Below are 17,176 nucleotides of genomic sequence, written 5' to 3'. Positions count from 1 at the left end.
CGATTTTCCTCCGTCCAGCCAAGGCAATGTCAGCGTCCAGAGGTGGCAATCACTCAGTTTTTGCGCGTATGTTTTTTTCTTTCGGCTGCGGCTTCCTCTTGCAGTTGTTTGTAAAGCACCTGCTGGTCGGAAGTCAGCACAGCCGCAATGTCTGTTATCAGCTTTTCCATTGCTTCTTTACGCTTTTCTTTGGGGGCGGTGTCTATGCAATGTGACGCAGGAACTTGCAGTCAATGCCATTATTGCCATTATCGCCATTCCCAGTTTTCTAGTTAGTCTCATACTGTTCAATGTTTTAAGTTATACATTCATGTTGTCCGTTCCCGTTCGTAAGCTCGTTTGAGCGGACGTTCTGCTTATAAGACCCGGCAAAGTAATAAAAGTAAAAAACGTTCATGCAATTTTTTGAATATTCCATAGATTTCTGTAAATCTGGTACAATCATCTGTGATTTGGTTAGGCGGTATATCGGGGAAAGGGGGTATTTTTGTATCAAGTAATAATCATAAAAATCTTGACTCCTATGAAATCTATTCAACTGAACATCAGGAAAGTCATCCTTTTGGGGATGCTTGTATCAACAACTAATATTCAAATGACTATGGCACAAGAAAAGATTACACAGACTGCCGGACGTGTGCAGTTGGGAGAATTTGCCCCCGAATTTGCAAAGGTGAACGATGACGTCCTTTTCGGCGAAGTATGGAACCGTCCCGGGCTGAGTCCGCACGACCGCAGCATGATTACAATTGCTACACTGGTAGGAAAAGGCATTATCGACTCTTCACTTACACATCATTTGCAGTTTGCCAAGAGCAACGGCGTGACCCGTACCGAGATTTCCGAACTGTTGACCCACGTGGCTTTCTATGCCGGATGGCCCAATGCATGGGGGGCTTTCCGTCTGGCGAAAGACGTATGGGCGGAAGATGTGGCGGACGATAACGGAAAGGCAGCTTTCCAGCGCGAAATGATTTTCCCTATCGGCGAGCCCAATACGGCATACGCACAGTATTTTATCGGAAACAGTTATCTTGCCCGTGTATCGGGTGAACAAGTTCCTTTCTCGAATGTGACCTTCGAGCCGCGCTGCCGTAACAACTGGCACATTCATCATGCCACGAAGGGAGGTGGTCAGATGTTGGTTTGTGTAGCCGGACGCGGCTGGTATCAGGAAGAAGGAAAGCCTGCCGTACAGATGCTTCCGGGCGATGTGATACACATCCCGGCGAATGTAAAACACTGGCATGGAGCGGCAGCCGACAGTTGGTTTGCACACCTCGCTTTCGAAGTTCCCGGAGAAAACACTTCCAATGAATGGCTGGAACCTGTTACGGACGAGGAATACGATAAGCTGAAATAAAAAACGCGATTCTCATTTTTCACCACAGATTACGCAGATTAAGAAGCTGTTTTGAATTTCTCCAAAAAGTTTTTCTTGGCTTGATGTGTTCGTTTTCGTGTGTGCTTTGGGCGATTTTTTGGTCCTTTCCGCTTCTGTTCTTCGTCAGATAGCCCGCTATCTTCCCATAGTAAAGACGCAAGATTTTGCGTCTCTACAAAAACTCATCCCAAATCATCGCACGATAAATTCAAAACAGCTTCTAAAAAAATAATTATTCCATTATACGGAGGACATGATTTTATCAATCTGTGTAATCTGTGGTGAAAATTCTTCATTACCTTGTTTCTATCACGCAATCGGCTGGAGCTTTGATGTTTTCATCCAGTGTGATGGAGCCGATACTGTCTGCTATGATGCGTCCTGACATCGGGTTCTTGATGTTGGTGATCGCCCCGCGGATGTCGGCGTTCAGGGTAGAATATTCGAAGGCGCGGTCGCAGGACGGGTCGAAAGTACAGTTCTCCAGCACCAGATCTTCGGCATAACACAAAGGCTGTTCGCCGGAGATGTGGCAATTAACCAGGCGCAGGTTCTTCGAGTGCCAGCCCAGATACTCACCGTTCAGTTCCGAATCGTAAATCGTTACGTTCTCCACTTCCCAGAAAGCGTCCTTCGTCGTAATCTTCGCGTTATGGATTTCCACGTTTTTCACGTATTGGAATACATACTTGCTGTCGCTTTCCAGCCCGTCCACATAAATATCGTTGCTGAACATGAACGGATAGGTACCGTCGTGCAGGCGGAGGTTCTTCACGCGGATGCGGTTGCACCGCCAGAACACTTCGTCGGCATCGTTCATCTGTACGTTTTCTATCTCAATGTCGTTCATTTCACGGAACATTTTCGGGGCGTCGATTACGGTATCTTTCATGATTAAATGGTCGGAATACCACAATGCCGAGCGTCCGCCTACGGCAAAGTAACAATTGTCAATGGTAAAGCCGTGTACGTGCCAGAACGGATAATTCCCCTCGAAACGGCAATTGGTTGCTACGATGTTGCTGCACTCTTTGATGCCCGATTCTCCTTCGCGGATGGTCACGTTATCCAAGTGAAGGTCGTGCGAGGCGAACAGCGGGCGTTCGCCCCCGAATTCTTTGTCTTTAATCAGCTGCATAGTATATTTGTTATTTGGTTGTTTTTCTTCGGGTGCAAAATTACAACATTCTTCCCATTCTTTTGTAAATGAATTACAGATGATACTACCTCGATTACAGAAAGGACAGAGAATTTTGATATGATACCATGCACAATTTCATACCACGCAAAGTTTAAGTCTCTAATCGGGTTGTATTATCAATCCAGAGAGCATCCTTTTATGGTTTCCATATCAAAACCGTACGTTCTCCAATTGGAAACCGTACGTTTTCGATATGGAAACCGTACGGTTTTGATATGGAGAACGTAAAAGTAAGACAGCCTGAGACAGATACTGAGCCTTTTAATCATACATTGATTCGCATCTGCTGAAACAAACTTATCGGAGAAATTCAAAACAGTTTCTGAAACAGCCTCTAAGTATATCCTTTTCCTTTATGGATAATGGGTCATAGCCTTTTTGCCGGTTTCGTATTTGCATGAGTGCATAGATGTATGTATTTTATTGGATGTTTATGGATAAATATATGTATCTTTGCGGACAGACAGGGAAGAGGTGGCTCAGGTACGTCTTTATGATGAACTGTCTTCCCGGTGTCGTTTGTGAAATAAGGAGTGGAAACGATATTGATTCCGGATTGACATTAATTTTATTGTAATGAAAAGAATAGTTTATGCATTAAGTTTATGGCTGGTACTTGCAGGCATGTTTACCGGCTGTACCCAGGCAGGCAAGGCAGGGGGCGAACCGGTGCCTGCCGACAGCTTGAAAGGGGAACAGGTAGCCCTGACAGAGAGTGTATGGATGCAATATCCCTACCGTGTTTGTGTAGAAGACAGTGTAGCCGTTATTTTCGATTTGAATGCCGACAGCTGCTTTTGCCATCTCTTCACTTATCCCGGTTTCCATTTTATCGCTTCCTTTGCACCGAAAGGCGAAGGTCCTGAAGAAATCGTATCTGCCAGTATGGCGCGGTTCATTGATAAGAACAGCTTGGGCGTATTGGATATGAGCGGACGTAAGCTTGCCGTATACGAGGGATTGGATGCCCGTTCCGTGCCGCGTTTGCGCCGGGTGATTGCCTTTACCGAGGATGTGCCTATGCCGTTAGACTTTTTGCCCTTGCCCGATTCTACCTTGCTGATACCTGACTATTTGGGCGAAGCACGTTTCTGCATAGCCGGTTACGACGGGCATCTTTTGCGGAAGGCAGCGATGATTTCTTTGAGTGATACCGCTACGTTGCACAAAAATGCTCCTGCCGTGGCACAGGCATGGCGTTCGTTTCTTGCCATCGACCGTGCTGGCAAGCGTGTGGTTGCGGTCACCCAGTTGGGTGATGTGCTCGATACGTATGCGGTGGGTAGCGGGATGCGTGCCGAAGCCCATGTGGTAGGTACGGATGGTGAGCCGGTCTTTCAGGTGACTCCTGAGGGCTATGGCATCCCTTCCGGCTGTATGGGATATTGGGACGTGCAGGTTACCGACAGTTGCATCTATGCGCTTTACGACGGTACCACGTTCAAGGAGATAGCACAGTCGGCAGGCATGGGTAAGCAGGGAGGCACATCCCTACGGGTGTTCAGCCGCGAAGGCAACTTGTTGCGGCGTTATGTGTTCGACCGTCCTTTGTCGGGCATTTATGTCGACGAGGCACGTCATCTTCTTTGGGCTACCGATGTCAATACCGATAATGGTTTGTTCCGTTACCGGTTAGATTGAGGGTATGGTCCATTGGGAACACAAATGACACAGAAAACAAAAATTCTGTGCCTTTGTGTCTCTGTTTTTGTTTTTAGGGGAAGCCGCATCACTCAGGCATTACCAAGGTGTACCCTTTCCCTTTATGGGTAATCAGGTCATAGCCTTCGTGTAGTTTGAGTATTTGGCGCAATCTGTTGATATGCGTGTTGAGATTGGAATTTGCACTTTCATAGGAGCTGTTTTTCCAAAAAGCCTGCTTGATTGTTTCCCGCGAGAGATACTGGTTTTCTGCCTGTATAAACATTTTCAGCAGTTTCAAGTCTTGCGGGACCAATGAGTAGACTGTTCCTTCGATGGTGCAGGTTTGTTTGATTTCATCGCATTGTATGCGGCTGTTGAGCTTGGCTTTTATCTTACACGCTTTGTGCAATTTATAAAACCACCTTCCCAATGCTGCAATGCCAATCAGGCATAAGGCAATCAGTAGGGACAGAAATGCGTTGAGATGATTCCATACAGAAAGTATGCCATAATCTGCCCATGCTTGGATTTGTATGGAAGGCGGATAATCGATGTATTGTAGTGGTGTACAATAAGTGGCTTTTGAGGGTGATATCGAGTCGTTGTTGCTGTAAGTCGCTTTTCCTTTGTAGATATATACAATGCCTGATTCTCCTCCGATGTCATTCTTGGCGAGTTCGTCTTGAAACAAGTCGTTTAACTTGTCAGGATGGATAGGCTTGTAGTATGCCATGTGGTGTTGCTTGATAATGAATTTGGCAGTGTCAATGTCTATGCTGTCTTCGAAGACATACGTTGTGTCTCCTCTTTCGGTCATGGTCCGATAGGTCTTAATTCTTTTTTTCGGAACATTTTTGGTCTGGTTTGTATGTATTCCTCCAGCAAGAAGCCGTTGGTAAAAGTCTGTATATAAGGCTGACAACAAGGCATGGTCTGCTTTTTGTGCAATCTTCTGATTGGCGGTACATAGGTTGAAATAGATGCATCCTCCTGTTGCAACTGTGCAGATGATAGTCAGTGCGAGAATTAATATGTATTTCTTTTTCAGCTTGTCCATGATTGTAGGGTTAGAATGTGTCTGCAAAATTAGTAAAAAAAGAGGTAACAGCATGATGATATACTATTTTTTCTACCTAAAATTAATCTGAAAATCATCCGAATGTGTTTTGTAAGTGTTTGTAAATGAATTGTATGTAAAATTTCATGTAAATTTTAGATTGCATTTTTCCTTCTTTCTGCAGTTTTTCCCATCTTTGCGCCGAATTAAAAAAAACGTAATGTAATTCTAAACTGTTAAATGATGGAAAGCAAAACAATGAAAAAAGTGATTTTGAGCGCAGTGGTTGTTTGCTGTGCAGGTATGGGTTTCTTTTGGCAAAGCCAAGGAAAGTCTGAAACATCAAGCGACTTGTTATTTGAGAATGTAGAGGCTTTAGCCGTTGAAGAAAATTGGGAAAACGGTTCGGATTGTCAGGGGTCAGGTAGTGTAGTTTGCCCTTATACGGATGATAAGGTATATATGGTTGATTTTTATTCCCTGTGGAAACATTAATTTATGAAGCAGATTGCTTTTTTGTTGCTGATGATGTGTCTGCAGGCAGCCTGCCAGGAATCCGATAAAGAACGCCTGACGCGTCTGGTGCAGGAATGGGACGGGAAGGAAATCGCCTTTCCTGCGCAAGCGGTGTTTACGGTACAAGGCAGGGACACGGTAGATTTCCGCTGGCAGGCTGCTCCTTACCGCATTGTGACGTATGTCGATTCCCTGGGTTGTGCCAGCTGCAAGCTGCAGCTGCCCAAGTGGAAACAGTTGATAGAGGAGACCGATTCGTTGTTCGGAAAGGAAAAGCTGTCTTATGTATTCTTTTTCCATCCGAAAGATGCACGCGAGTTAACCTATCTGACTCGCCGTGATGCTTTTACTTATCCGGTGTGTTTCGACCGTGAGGATGCTTTCAACCGCGTGAACCGTTTCCCTTCGGAGATGGCTCTGCAGACTTTCCTGCTCGATAAGGACAACCGGGTGGTAGCCATCGGCAATCCCGTCCATAATCCGCAGGTGAAGGAACTTTACCTGAACATTATCGGCGGCAAGCGTTCCGCTTCGGCAGAAACGGTGCAGACCGTTGCTTCGTTAAGCGAGCGTGAAGTGCAGTTCTGTTCTTTCCCGATGGGGGAGAAGAAAGAGCGGAAGGTGACGCTGAGAAACACGGGTGATGCTCCTTTGGTGATACACGGGGTGGATACTTCTTGCGGTTGCACGCGTGTGGAGTACAGCCAGCGTCCTTTGCGTCCGGGCGAGGAAACCACTTTGCTTATCATTTACGAGGCGGATGAGGCTGGTCATTTCCGCAAGACGGTAGACGTGTATTGCAACGCGGCGGACGCTCCGTTGCGCATTATTGTAACGGGAGAAGCGGTAAGCAATTGATAATTGACAATGGACAATTGACAATTGGGTTTCTTCCATTCGTTGTAGGGGCGTATCGCATACGCCTGAATGCGTCCAGTAATCCACGTGTATGTTTTCAGGGCGTATGCGATACGCCCCTACAATATAATTATTGCTATTTGTGCAAAAGATAAAGAGATTTTATATAAAAGGAGTGGAAACGGAACGGAGTTCGTGCAAGGAAACCTGTATGTCTCCACTCCAGTCAAACCCTAAAATAGAAAGGAGGTTAAACCGTTGCAAAGTTAAGAAGAAAACAGGAGATTCGCAAATCGGTGATTTGCGGCTTCGCAGGTTGAGAGTTTAGAAAAATAAAAACAGAACGTAAAAAATAAAATCATTATGATAAAGAAAGTAGTAAAACTGACTTTTATTGCGGCAGTAGCCGTAGCAGCAGGTTATACTGCTTATAGTCATTCGCAGAAAGCGGAAACATTGTCCGACTTAACACTGGATAATGTGGAAGCGTTGGCTAGTAATGAATCGGGAGGTGATTGTAATGGTTGTTATACCACAACTCTTGAATTTTGTAAATTTTGGGGTTGGGGTGGCTGTATAGGCGATAATTATTATCAATATGTATAATGATATAAAATAATGATGTATATGAAAAAGTTTGTATTAAAAATGTCCTTTTCAATAGCTTTTGTTGCGACTGTTGGATTTTTGTCTTATAATGCACAAAACAAAGAAAAGTTGTCTGATTTGTCTTTGAGTAATGTAGAAGCATTGGCACAGGGAGAAATTATTGTAGGTCCATTTTGTGCTTCGGATTTTCGAATGTGTGTAGCATATTCAGGTGGCTTTTTCTTGACTGGTTATCGTCAATATTTTTAAAAGTTATGGACAGTAGAAAGTATAAAGTGATTATTATTGGATTGATAATGTTTATTTGTGGTGGATTTGGCATTTATCAATCATTTATGTCGCAACGTGTTTTTTTGTCAGACATAGCATTGGATAATGTGGAAGCTTTGGCTTCTTATGAAGTAGGGAATGATTGTAGTGGTTGTTTTACGCAAACCCTTGATTTTTGTAAATTTTGGGGTTGGGGCGGTTGTATAGGTGATCGTTACATTCATTATTCATAGGATGTAGTGAATAGTGGGACTTTCTATAGAACGAGCAAGTTTGCAGAAAGTCCCTTAATTAAAAGATGAAAATTATGGTTAAATTAAGATTTGTAATAGTAGCATTAGTTGTTGAAATATTTTTAATCACTGCTTGTCAGCAGCAAGATGATGTGTCGATGCAAGAGTTTGATAAGTCATTTGTTGTAAAACAATTAAAAGGTCGGCAATTGTTTACGGAAAGGCTTATGTTAGGGCAGCCTTTTTTGATGCATTGTGTGGATTCAAATCTTGTGATTTATGATAATATAGCAGATTCTCTTTTTACAATGATTGATTTGCGTCATGAAGACGGCAGAATATGGTCATTTGGCCGGAAAGGTCAGGGGGGAAATGAATTCTTGCAAGTATTTTCTTTAGCCAGAATGCCTTCGGATTCTTTGCTGGGGATTTATGATTGTTTTAAGCATGAATTGGTTCAAGTCAATCTGCATGATATAAAAAGAGGGATTGAAGAATATTCTTTAGTGAAGAAAGACAGTTTGCTTAGCACTAAAGTATATGCTACCCGTTTTAATTCTTTTGTAGGGATGGGCTTTTATGATAACAATATGTTAACCTTGACCGACCCGCATGGCGCGGTTGCCTATTGGGGAGAATATCCTTATCGAGACCAACAAGAACGTTCCATATCCAACCGTTTGCGTGGCATGGCCTATCAAGGTACTTTATGTATGAATCCTTCGTTGGATAAATTAGTTTATGCAGTCCGGTCAGCACCTATATTTTCCATTTATTCGGTTGATAGTGTCAAGATAGAAGAAACCTATCATTTTGCAGGAGGATATCCGGAATATAGGCCGGAGGAGAATGAAAATGAATTTTCTGCACCGGTAAGTGCCCATTGTAAACAGGCTTTTTTAGCGGCTTATGCAACAGACTCTTACATATATTTGTTATATTCCGGAAAAAGTTTCGCTGATTCAAAACTGGAAGCTTTTCAAGGGAATAGCATTTATCGTATCAAATGGGATGGCAAGCCAGATTTCAAGTTTGAATTGGATTATCCAATAAAGAATTTTTGTGTGGATGATCAGGATAAAATCATTTATGCCATAGCGGAGAAAGGTGAAACAGAATTGCTTCGTTTTTCAATAGATGATAATACTACTGGTGCGATAAAATCGCATTAGTTTTAAATATCATCAAATAACGAGAGTTCTTTGACATTTTGGTTTGAAATGATTGATGAGTCTAGCTTGGTTATCAACGACCGCAGGTCTGTTCTTTCCAACGCGGATATTCTAATCAGGGTAGCTACCTCGGTGATTGAATATGGGCTGTTGCAGGCAACCTTTATTCTTGCTAGTGTCAGATACGATATGATGGCAGCCCAAAGATGGATTTTGACAGCATTTTCCGAATATCCCCATAGAGTCTTTACGGTAATGTTCTGTTTAATCCACTTGAAGAATACCTCTATATCCCATCGATGGCGGTACAGGTTGGATATTTCCAAGGCACTGACTTCAAAGTTATTGGATATAAAGTCCACAATAGTGTCATTGTCAGGGTCATAGACGCGGACAAATCTCATGTCTTCGGGATACAGCTTGCTTGAGTTATATCCCGTTACCCTTATACGGGAATCTTCCAGTACGCCAGACTTGACATCGGAAATATCCATCTGCTCGACAGTCTCGAATTTCATGTTCTCTTTTGGACGTGATACCCAAAATGCCTGAGCCTGATGAAATCTGAAAAGCGCTTTAAAGTCAACATAGGCCTTATCCATCACGTAGAAAGCATAAGGCTCCGGTGTCAGTGCATCAAGTTCGTTGCTGTCATGCCACTTGCCGTCCGTGATATGGATATTAGCAGGTATGCCACCTCTCAAATCCAACAGGGTGTGCATCTTGACAGCTCCTTTGCTGTATTTCCCCAAAGCCCACGTTGCAAGCTTTATACTGGTTGATATGGTCGTGGAATCAAGCGCATATATCACGTTATCAATGGTAATTTGAGACAATTGGATATTTGAGTACATCGGTCTGACCGTGGCAATCAAATAAAGACCCAGCCCTTCAAAAATGCGATAATCCCTACTTTCGTTTGCACGAGAAAGTGAGGTATGGCTCACGGCCTTACGAAAACCGAGATGATAAAGCGTCTTGTTATGGGCTTCGAGGCATAGACAAATATCCCTCAGAGAATCACATCCTGTCAACTGTCCGAAAAGCAGATGAAGGAGGTGATTGTAACTGCTGAGATTTTTGGTATGCCAATCTCCTTTATATTGCTTTACGAGTTTATCAAACTGATAACGCGGTATATACTCGACAACTTGGGAAAATACAAACTTACCTTGATTCATAATCCTGATGTGTTGAAACTACAGGACTAATAAATCATTTTCAAATCAAAAAATCAATGAACGCTTATATTTGATTAAAAATTAATCATTTAACTACAGTGAGGTGGTTTTTATCGCACCACTAATAATATTAGAACAAAAAGTATAAATGCTTGTTTTTATGAAGATAGTAAACCTGTTTTTGATAACCGTATTTTCAGTAATGTTTTTCTCGTGTGTGGAAAAGGCGTCCGACGACCGTGATGTTACTGATATAGATTATCTTGACAATGAGGATTTACCGATGAATGCTTTCGTTGACGCTATTGAAGTGGTGCCGCTTGAAACAGACAGCACTTGTCTTATTGACCAATTTCATAAAATAGCGTTTTACGATGAAATAGGCGTTTATCTTATTATAGATAAAAAACAGACAGTATATTTATTTTCAGCGGACGGCAGGTACATTTCCAATTCAAAAGCATGTAGAGGAAATGGGCCGAATGAATATACCATATTGACAGACGCTGTTTACAACCCTTATACCAAGCACATCGAAATCCTGAATCCGTTCGGTATTATATATGCGTATGACTTGTCCTTCCAATTTCAAGGTAAGAAGGATTTGAAAAATGGGAATATCCATACGTTTTCACGTTTTTATCCATTAGATGACATTTCGTATATTTTATTGCCAACCATGCTTGGAGAGAAAGATGCCGTAATTTGTTTTTGTGATTATTCCAGGCAAGAGATAGCTTCAACCGAAGTTTATATTGATGATTTTGTCTGTACGTTGACTATGAATTATAACCCTTTTGTACAGATGAATGACCGGTTGTATTTCTTGCCCTTGTGTTTGGATTATACGATATACAATATTGGTGAGAACCGGCAATTGAATAAATATATCACCTATTCGTTTGGTGGAAAAGATGTACGGAAAGAGGAAATGGAAGAACGTTTTGGCGATGTGTCGGACAAAAAGACCAGTGAAAAGAGCTTGAAGAAAACCGTTCAAAATATGGAGAAAATAAATGATTATCTTCTCCGTTCCGATTACCCTGTTCCGGTCATTAAAATGATGGATGATTCGTATCTGTATTTTTATATAATGAGGAATGGCGGCAGGGAAACTGTTATATACGACAGGATGTCAGGGCGGATTATATTGCATTCGAACAAGCAGAACCCCAGTCTTAATTTTTGCTTACATTTAAACGGCAAGCAGCTTTATTCAATTATGCATCCGTACGAAATAGACAGGTATATAGACAAACACTTGTTGGATGCAGATAATTTGGACAAGATTAATAGCATAAAAGAAGATGATAATCCGATAATTATCAAATACAGGTTGAAGTGAGTGCTTGGATGTATAATTGTAGAGTGGAAACGATACAGCGTGTATTTGGAAGACAACCTGTATGTTCCCACTCCAGTCAAACCCTAAAATAGAAAGGAGAATTGACCCGTTGCAAAGTTAAGAAGAAAACAGAAGATTCGCAAATCGGTGATTTGCGGCTTCGCAGGTATCAATGAAAAACAACAATAACATAAAAAATTAGCAAAAGATGAAAAAGAATATATTGAAAATCACGTTTGCAGCCGCTTTGGCTGTAGTCGCCGGAGTAATGGCTTACCAAGCTCAAGATAAAGAAGTGATGTCTGACTTGGCTCTTGCCAATGTGGAAGCGTTGGCGATGATTGAAGATCCAATGGAAGAAGGAGGGTATAGTTCAATGCATATCAGATGTTTTGATAAGTATGGCAATTCAACAGGGAAGTGTACTGCGACAAGTTATTGGAGTCCGATAGGTAAAGGCGTATATCATTCCCATGGTTGTTCCTATTGCTGTAGTTAAAATAGGTGTTTGAATGAAATACCTCTTTTAATACCTGATTGGCGTAGATTATGAATGTGAAAGAATCGTTATGTTACGGAATCTGTTTTATGTAGGAGTATTGTTCTGTCTGGTGGCTTGTAAAGATACTAGCCATCAGGAAACGGATGTCCGTACGATTGAGGTGACGGACTTTTCCGGACAGAAGCAAGAACTGAATGAGTTGTTCCGGACGGAAGTGCTGGCGTTGCGTTCGGATTCGTCCGGCTATGTGGCAAATGTGAAAGATGTTGCAGGCATCGGAAATTCGGTGTATGTGCTGGATGAGGTGACTTTGTCTATGGCGAAGTTTGACAGACGTACAGGACGTTTGGAGCGGGAAATATGCCAGCGTGGCAACGGTCCGTTGGAGTACATACAGCCGGTAGCCCTTTCTTCAGACTCATGCCGCCTTTATATGCTCGATATGGGTGGGCTTTCGGTGTATGTATATAATAAGGAGTTGGAGGCTGAACGTAAGGTCTGGCTTGGTTTTCCTGCCTTGGATTTCGTACGGGTGTCCGATGGTTTCCTGTGCTATAACCTGGCAGTGTCTGATACGTTGCGTCAGGTGGTTTATGTGAACGATTCAGGCAAGATAGTAGATTCTTTTGGTGCTTCGGAAGTGTCGAACAGCGGATTTACTGGTTCAAAGCTGTTTTCGAAATCTGGGGAGGACGATGTATATTGTGTCTTGCCTTCCGGGCGTACGGTTTACCGTTGGGATGCAGCCGCACACCTTTTGTCTCCTTATGTGTCTTATGATTATGGGGATGCCAATTATCAGGGGGATGCAACACAGGCAGGTGCCGTAGGGGCATTGGATGTCATGCCCTGTGAATTTTTCAAGGTCGGTTCGTCTCTGATAAACAGTTTTCTGTATGCTGATAAAAGGTATTACGCTTGTTCTTCACCGGACATGGCTGTGCAGAAGACTGGCATGGTGGTGGATAGCAATGGGAAAATCCCTTTCTTTCCCCGTTGGCAGATAGGGGATACCCTGATTGGTTCTTGTTCGTATGAAGAGATGGATGATATGTCGGAAGGTGAAGAAGAACGATATGGCAATATGCTTTTGCTGTTTACGTTAAAGAATGAATAAACGATAGTCAATTCATGAACTATATAGGTGAATTGTATTAAAAAAGTGGGATGGAAAGAGAATGAAAGTATATGTTCTCTTTCCATTTGATAAGTTGAAACGACAAATTTGTATGAAATATGAAGTTATTAAAAATTAGTATGTTCAGCATGATTATGTCATTAATGATGGTGTCGTGCACAGAAAAAAAGTCAGATGTGGAAGCCAGTATGATTCGAGTGAATCTTGATGATGCCCTGCCGCTAAAGGAGGCGGCATCATCTATAAACGTACTTATGCTGAACGATTCCCTGTCAAACCATTTCCCCGGTAACATAAACAAGGTTGAGTGGATGGGAGATTCGATACTGATTCTGGACTCTTGGAAAGACCCCGGCCTTTACATGTATGATTCCGAAGGCGTGCTTGTAAATTCGTATACCAAGAGAGGAAACGGCCCGGATGAATTTGTCGGGATTGTAGATTTCAATGTCGTACCTTCAGGAGTCGTGCTCCTTGATACCTATTCCACCTCCCAGCGGATTTATTTGGACCGTAACTTGTCATTTCTCTATAAAGACGATGCCGAGGTTCAGGCGAACCATTTCTTCTGTGAGTCCGGTGCCGGTGGCGGTGTATGGTATGACCGTGGCAATGTGGCGTATGGCCCGAATAAGGACAAGCTGGTTTATGTGGAAGGAGGCAACAGGAAAGCGGTCTTGCCGGTTCCTTCCGAAGTGGAAAACGTGACGTTTGCCAGCTACAATGTGTTTGTAGGTGTATCGAATGATACCATCCTGTACTTGCCTGCTGTAGAACCGAGGATTTATAAATGTTATGGCGGACATGCCGAAGTGTTTTGCGAACTGGATTTTCATGGTTTGTGGCCAGACTTTTCGGGAATGACCAAGGAGAACCCGCTGGATTTGATGCGCAGTATCGCAGCTGATGGAAAGATTTATTCCACCAACATGCTTTCGGATGGAGACAATGTGGCTGTTTCTTTTTTCTGTAAGGAAGATTTTTATGTGTTGCGGTTCAGCCATGATGACTTTTCATCCTCTAAATTGTTTAAGGTTGATAAGGATACGTTGGATTCTTTAGGTGCTCTGGTTGCCATGAAAGACGGTTGCCTTGTTTTTGGTGGACCTGAAAAACTGCTGAAAATAAGAACCAATTGATTTGTTTTCCTTGCTTTTCAAATTTTCCGATGAAAAATCCCGAACCGATGAAACCTTTGTTTATCCCTTTGATGTCGCTCCTCCTGCTCTGTGGCTGCGCCAGGCAGAAGACTTTTGTTCCCGATGTGGACGATGTATTGGCGGAGAACCCGGAACTGAAACGTGTGCTTGACCACTGTAAGGACGATTCGTTGAAATACCGTGCGGCACGGTTTCTGATAGCGAACCTGCCTTACCACGCTACCAACGATGTCCCCTCGATGGACGCGCAGCTGAAACTGTACGAACTGCACTCCACCGGAAAGTATTCGCCGGAGGAAGTGATAGACTCGGTCAGCCGCGCTTACGGCAGGCTGGACGTTTCCAGCCTGCGGCAGACAAGTGACGTGGGCATCTCGCCCGAGTACCTGATAGAGAACATCGAGTGGGCATTCAAGGTGTGGCGTGAGCAGCCTTGGGGAAAGAATGTACCGTTCAGCCTGTTCTGCGAATACATCCTGCCTTACCGGGTGGGTGACGAACGGCTTGTACCGTGGCGGAAAGAGATTTACGAACGGTATAACCCACTGCTGGACAGCATACGGAAGCTGCCCGAAGCGGAAGACCCGCGCTTTGTGTCGGAAGCGTTGTTCGACTCGCTGCGCAAGGCTCCGATACATTTTACCGGACAGTTCGAACCCAGTCCGCATATCGGGCCGAAGACGGTGGAATGGCGTTCGGGCAGCTGCAAGGAGTTTACCGACCTGTTGCTGTATGTATACAGGGCGGTGGGGCTTCCGTGTGCCAAAGACATCATGCTGATGCGCGGCAACCGCAACGCCCCTCACAGCTGGAACGTGATGTTCGACAAGGAGGGACGTGGGTATTATTTTACTTTGCTCGACAACATGACTGACGGAGCCAATCCAGATGCGTATTGGGATCCGAAAGGGAAAGTGTACCGTTCCACGTTCAGCCTGAACCGGCAGATGACAGATTCGCTCCGCACGGCACCTGAAGACCTGCATCCTGCTTTCCGTTATCCTTGCATGGAGGACGTGACCGCTGTATATGCCGGCAAACAGAACCACACTGTTCGGATAGCGGAAGACCGGATTTATCCGCCTGTACAGGAAGACGAACTGTTGTACCTGTGCGCTTCGTGCCGGATGGACTGGACTCCTTTGGCATGGTGCCGTGTAACGGACGGCGAAGCATGGTTCTGCGATGTGGAGGGACAGATGGTGTTCCGGCTTGCCTCGTATGCCGAAAGGAGGCTGCAGATGCGTTCCGACCCTTTTGTACTGGAGCGTCCTACGGGAGAAATACGTTTCCTTTCTCCCGGAGAGCGGGAAGAGCCGGTGACGGTATTCCATAAGTTTCCGCTTTACCTGGACGGTGTGAGCGGTCGCATGATAGGGGGCGTGTTCGAAGGCAGCAATGACAGCTGCTTCCGCCATGCCGATACACTTTTTGTAGTAAAGGACCGCCCTTACCGTTTATTTACTAAGGTACAGACAGACCACCGCAAGCCCTACCGCTATGTGCGCTACCGGGGTAAGGCGGGCAGCCATTGCGATGTGGCTGAAATAGCCTTTTACGGTGTGCAGCCGGATAGCTTGCCGTTGAGGGGAAAAGTAATCGGCACGCCGGGTGACAACAGCGGGCACGAATATACGAATGCTTTCGACGGCGACCCCTATACCTCTTTCGACTATCCGGAAGCAGACGGTGGCTGGACGGGACTCGACCTTGGGAAGCCTTATATAATAAGGAGTATCGTCTATACGCCGCGCAACCGTGACGACTACATCCATCGGGGCGACCGTTACGAACTGTTCTATTGCGTCGGCGAGTGGCGTTCGGCTGGTGTAATGACTGCCGTATCCGACTCGCTGGCATACCGTGTTCCTGCTGGCAGCCTGCTGTACCTGCGCAACCATACGCGTGGCCAGGACGAACGTATTTTCGAGTACCGCGACGGGATGCAGATATTCTGGTAATTGACAATGGACGATTGATAATTGACAATGAAACGGATACGGATAAACTTCAAGAAGTGGTTAGGCAGGGTATATACGGTAGTGATGTGGTCGGTATGCCTGTATGCGGTATGGATTGTGTTGCGCATCGCAGGTCAGGTGTTCCTGTTTGCCTCGTTTTCCATCCCTTCCGATTCGATGGTGCCTGTGTTGCGTCCGGGCGACTATGTGCTGGTGAACAAACCGCTGAAAGGGGCGCGTATATTCAATGTATGGGATGCGGCTGAACACCGCCCGTTTGAGATACGGAGATTGCCCGGCTTGGAAGAGTTCCGCCGTGGGGAAGTGCTGGTATTCAATTTCCCTTACCCCGAACGTTGGGACAGCATCGGTTTTGACGTGCTGCTGTATTACGTGAAGCGTTGTATTGGCGGGCCTGGCGATACGGTGGAGATAAGGGATGGACGTTACCGTGTGCGCGGGATAGATGCTCCGGTAGGGAACACGGATGCACAGGAACGGCTTTCACGGCTGTTGTCCAAAAAATCGGGCAGGGAGGAGATGGTGCGTAACCGTTCTTATTACACGTTTCCATACGATTCGTTGCTGGGCTGGACGGTAAAGGATTTCGGTCCGTTGTATGTTCCAGCCCGTGGCGATTCGATAGAAATGAACCGGAACCATTACCTGTTTTACAGGAACCTGATAGAATGGGAACAGCGGGGAAAGTTGGTGCAAAAGGACGATGGCTTCTATTTGGAAGGCAGACGGATAACGGGTTACCGTTTCCGCGAGAATTATTATTTTATGGGCGGTGACAATTGTTTTAACTCGCAAGATTCGCGTTACTGGGGCTTGTTGCCCGAATGTTACATCGTGGGCAAGGCTACGCGGATATGGAAATCGGTCGATCCATACACGGGTTCGGTAGACTGGAGGCGGGTATGGAAGTGTATCGAGTGAAAA

17 protein-coding genes are annotated in these 17,176 nt (G+C 44.6%); 14 read left to right on the top strand and 3 right to left on the bottom strand.

The features are described from left to right. The first annotated feature begins 568 nt into the window (after positions 1-568). A complete protein-coding gene (locus H9625_RS11570; protein ID WP_394354939.1) occupies positions 569-1,363 on the top strand; it encodes a carboxymuconolactone decarboxylase family protein in 795 nt (264 codons plus the stop codon). 316 nt (positions 1,364-1,679) lie between these two features. Here H9625_RS11570 and H9625_RS11565 read toward each other — a convergent pair whose 3' ends face one another. Then, positions 1,680-2,522 (bottom strand): DUF3737 family protein, encoded by an 843-nt coding sequence (locus H9625_RS11565; protein ID WP_013619161.1) that lies wholly within the window; start codon positions 2,520-2,522, stop codon positions 1,680-1,682. A 639-nt stretch (positions 2,523-3,161) separates the two neighbouring features. On the opposite strand from H9625_RS11565, the gene H9625_RS11560 reads away from it, so the two are divergent. Further along, entirely contained in the window at positions 3,162-4,226 is a 1,065-nt protein-coding gene (locus tag H9625_RS11560; RefSeq protein WP_191764438.1) for a BF3164 family lipoprotein, read from the top strand. A gap of 88 nt (positions 4,227-4,314) precedes the next feature. Here H9625_RS11560 and H9625_RS11555 read toward each other — a convergent pair whose 3' ends face one another. After that, positions 4,315-5,286, bottom strand: a complete 972-nt coding sequence (locus H9625_RS11555; protein WP_191764437.1) for a winged helix-turn-helix domain-containing protein — start codon at positions 5,284-5,286, stop codon at positions 4,315-4,317. A gap of 258 nt (positions 5,287-5,544) precedes the next feature. On the opposite strand from H9625_RS11555, the gene H9625_RS11550 reads away from it, so the two are divergent. The 6 genes from H9625_RS11550 to H9625_RS11525 all read left to right on the top strand — a co-directional run bounded on the left by H9625_RS11550 (position 5,545) and on the right by H9625_RS11525 (position 8,944). Then, positions 5,545-5,781 carry an NVEALA domain-containing protein gene (locus H9625_RS11550; protein ID WP_191764435.1) on the top strand — a complete coding sequence of 79 codons (237 nt, stop codon included), beginning with the start codon at positions 5,545-5,547 and terminating at the stop codon, positions 5,779-5,781. A gap of 3 nt (positions 5,782-5,784) precedes the next feature. Next, the gene (locus H9625_RS11545; protein ID WP_191764433.1) at positions 5,785-6,660 is read left to right on the top strand and encodes a DUF1573 domain-containing protein; all 876 of its coding nucleotides are present in this window, start codon (positions 5,785-5,787) and stop codon (positions 6,658-6,660) included. Positions 6,661-7,023: 363 nt separating this feature from the next. Then, positions 7,024-7,266, top strand: a complete 243-nt coding sequence (locus H9625_RS11540; RefSeq protein ID WP_022040664.1) for an NVEALA domain-containing protein — start codon at positions 7,024-7,026, stop codon at positions 7,264-7,266. A gap of 21 nt (positions 7,267-7,287) precedes the next feature. Further along, positions 7,288-7,518, top strand: a complete 231-nt coding sequence (locus tag H9625_RS11535; protein ID WP_022040663.1) for an NVEALA domain-containing protein — start codon at positions 7,288-7,290, stop codon at positions 7,516-7,518. Between the two features lie 5 nt (positions 7,519-7,523). After that, positions 7,524-7,772: an NVEALA domain-containing protein gene (locus tag H9625_RS11530; RefSeq protein WP_022040662.1), complete on the top strand. Its 249-nt coding sequence runs from the start codon at positions 7,524-7,526 to the stop codon at positions 7,770-7,772. 74 nt (positions 7,773-7,846) lie between these two features. Then, on the top strand, positions 7,847-8,944 hold the full coding sequence (locus H9625_RS11525) for a BF3164 family lipoprotein (RefSeq protein ID WP_022040661.1): 1,098 nt from the start codon (positions 7,847-7,849) through the stop codon (positions 8,942-8,944). Positions 8,945-8,946: 2 nt separating this feature from the next. Here the strand turns inward: H9625_RS11525 and H9625_RS11520 are convergent, their stop codons facing one another. Then, on the bottom strand, positions 8,947-10,125 hold the full coding sequence (locus H9625_RS11520) for an IS4 family transposase (RefSeq protein WP_191764431.1): 1,179 nt from the start codon (positions 10,123-10,125) through the stop codon (positions 8,947-8,949). A 160-nt stretch (positions 10,126-10,285) separates the two neighbouring features. On the opposite strand from H9625_RS11520, the gene H9625_RS11515 reads away from it, so the two are divergent. The 6 genes from H9625_RS11515 to lepB all read left to right on the top strand — a co-directional run bounded on the left by H9625_RS11515 (position 10,286) and on the right by lepB (position 17,173). Further along, entirely contained in the window at positions 10,286-11,470 is a 1,185-nt protein-coding gene (locus tag H9625_RS11515; RefSeq protein ID WP_022040481.1) for a 6-bladed beta-propeller, read from the top strand. Between the two features lie 208 nt (positions 11,471-11,678). Further along, positions 11,679-11,969, top strand: coding sequence for an NVEALA domain-containing protein (locus H9625_RS11510; protein ID WP_022040482.1), 291 nt, complete (start codon positions 11,679-11,681; stop codon positions 11,967-11,969). A gap of 70 nt (positions 11,970-12,039) precedes the next feature. Further along, positions 12,040-13,089 carry a 6-bladed beta-propeller gene (locus H9625_RS11505; protein ID WP_191764429.1) on the top strand — a complete coding sequence of 350 codons (1,050 nt, stop codon included), beginning with the start codon at positions 12,040-12,042 and terminating at the stop codon, positions 13,087-13,089. Positions 13,090-13,238: 149 nt separating this feature from the next. Further along, on the top strand, positions 13,239-14,249 hold the full coding sequence (locus H9625_RS11500; protein ID WP_191764427.1) for a 6-bladed beta-propeller: 1,011 nt from the start codon (positions 13,239-13,241) through the stop codon (positions 14,247-14,249). A 29-nt stretch (positions 14,250-14,278) separates the two neighbouring features. Then, positions 14,279-16,231 (top strand): discoidin/SUN/FTP domain-containing protein, encoded by a 1,953-nt coding sequence (locus H9625_RS11495; protein ID WP_191764425.1) that lies wholly within the window; start codon positions 14,279-14,281, stop codon positions 16,229-16,231. Positions 16,232-16,258: 27 nt separating this feature from the next. Continuing rightward, positions 16,259-17,173 carry a signal peptidase I gene (gene lepB, locus H9625_RS11490; protein WP_191764423.1) on the top strand — a complete coding sequence of 305 codons (915 nt, stop codon included), beginning with the start codon at positions 16,259-16,261 and terminating at the stop codon, positions 17,171-17,173. The last annotated feature ends 3 nt before the right edge of the window (positions 17,174-17,176 follow it).

It is taken from the genome of Phocaeicola intestinalis (assembly GCF_014837065.1).
GTDB lineage: Bacteria > Bacteroidota > Bacteroidia > Bacteroidales > Bacteroidaceae > Phocaeicola > Phocaeicola intestinalis.
The sequence above is the reverse complement of the archived record's forward strand: the minus strand, read 5'-3'. Positions and strand labels throughout refer to the sequence as shown.

Excerpts from the sequence above, each read along its gene's own strand:
- H9625_RS11570 (WP_394354939.1), top strand. The coding sequence starts at position 569 with ATGCTTGTATCAACAACTAATATTCAAATGACTATGGCACAAGAAAAG.
- H9625_RS11565 (WP_013619161.1), bottom strand. The coding sequence starts at position 2,522 with ATGCAGCTGATTAAAGACAAAGAATTCGGGGGCGAACGCCCGCTGTTC.
- H9625_RS11560 (WP_191764438.1), top strand. The coding sequence starts at position 3,162 with ATGAAAAGAATAGTTTATGCATTAAGTTTATGGCTGGTACTTGCAGGC.
- H9625_RS11555 (WP_191764437.1), bottom strand. The coding sequence starts at position 5,286 with ATGGACAAGCTGAAAAAGAAATACATATTAATTCTCGCACTGACTATC.
- H9625_RS11550 (WP_191764435.1), top strand. The coding sequence starts at position 5,545 with ATGAAAAAAGTGATTTTGAGCGCAGTGGTTGTTTGCTGTGCAGGTATG.
- H9625_RS11545 (WP_191764433.1), top strand. The coding sequence starts at position 5,785 with ATGAAGCAGATTGCTTTTTTGTTGCTGATGATGTGTCTGCAGGCAGCC.
- H9625_RS11540 (WP_022040664.1), top strand. The coding sequence starts at position 7,024 with ATGATAAAGAAAGTAGTAAAACTGACTTTTATTGCGGCAGTAGCCGTA.
- H9625_RS11535 (WP_022040663.1), top strand. The coding sequence starts at position 7,288 with ATGAAAAAGTTTGTATTAAAAATGTCCTTTTCAATAGCTTTTGTTGCG.
- H9625_RS11530 (WP_022040662.1), top strand. The coding sequence starts at position 7,524 with ATGGACAGTAGAAAGTATAAAGTGATTATTATTGGATTGATAATGTTT.
- H9625_RS11525 (WP_022040661.1), top strand. The coding sequence starts at position 7,847 with ATGGTTAAATTAAGATTTGTAATAGTAGCATTAGTTGTTGAAATATTT.
- H9625_RS11520 (WP_191764431.1), bottom strand. The coding sequence starts at position 10,125 with ATGAATCAAGGTAAGTTTGTATTTTCCCAAGTTGTCGAGTATATACCG.
- H9625_RS11515 (WP_022040481.1), top strand. The coding sequence starts at position 10,286 with ATGAAGATAGTAAACCTGTTTTTGATAACCGTATTTTCAGTAATGTTT.
- H9625_RS11510 (WP_022040482.1), top strand. The coding sequence starts at position 11,679 with ATGAAAAAGAATATATTGAAAATCACGTTTGCAGCCGCTTTGGCTGTA.
- H9625_RS11505 (WP_191764429.1), top strand. The coding sequence starts at position 12,040 with ATGTTACGGAATCTGTTTTATGTAGGAGTATTGTTCTGTCTGGTGGCT.
- H9625_RS11500 (WP_191764427.1), top strand. The coding sequence starts at position 13,239 with ATGATTATGTCATTAATGATGGTGTCGTGCACAGAAAAAAAGTCAGAT.
- H9625_RS11495 (WP_191764425.1), top strand. The coding sequence starts at position 14,279 with ATGAAAAATCCCGAACCGATGAAACCTTTGTTTATCCCTTTGATGTCG.
- lepB (WP_191764423.1), top strand. The coding sequence starts at position 16,259 with ATGAAACGGATACGGATAAACTTCAAGAAGTGGTTAGGCAGGGTATAT.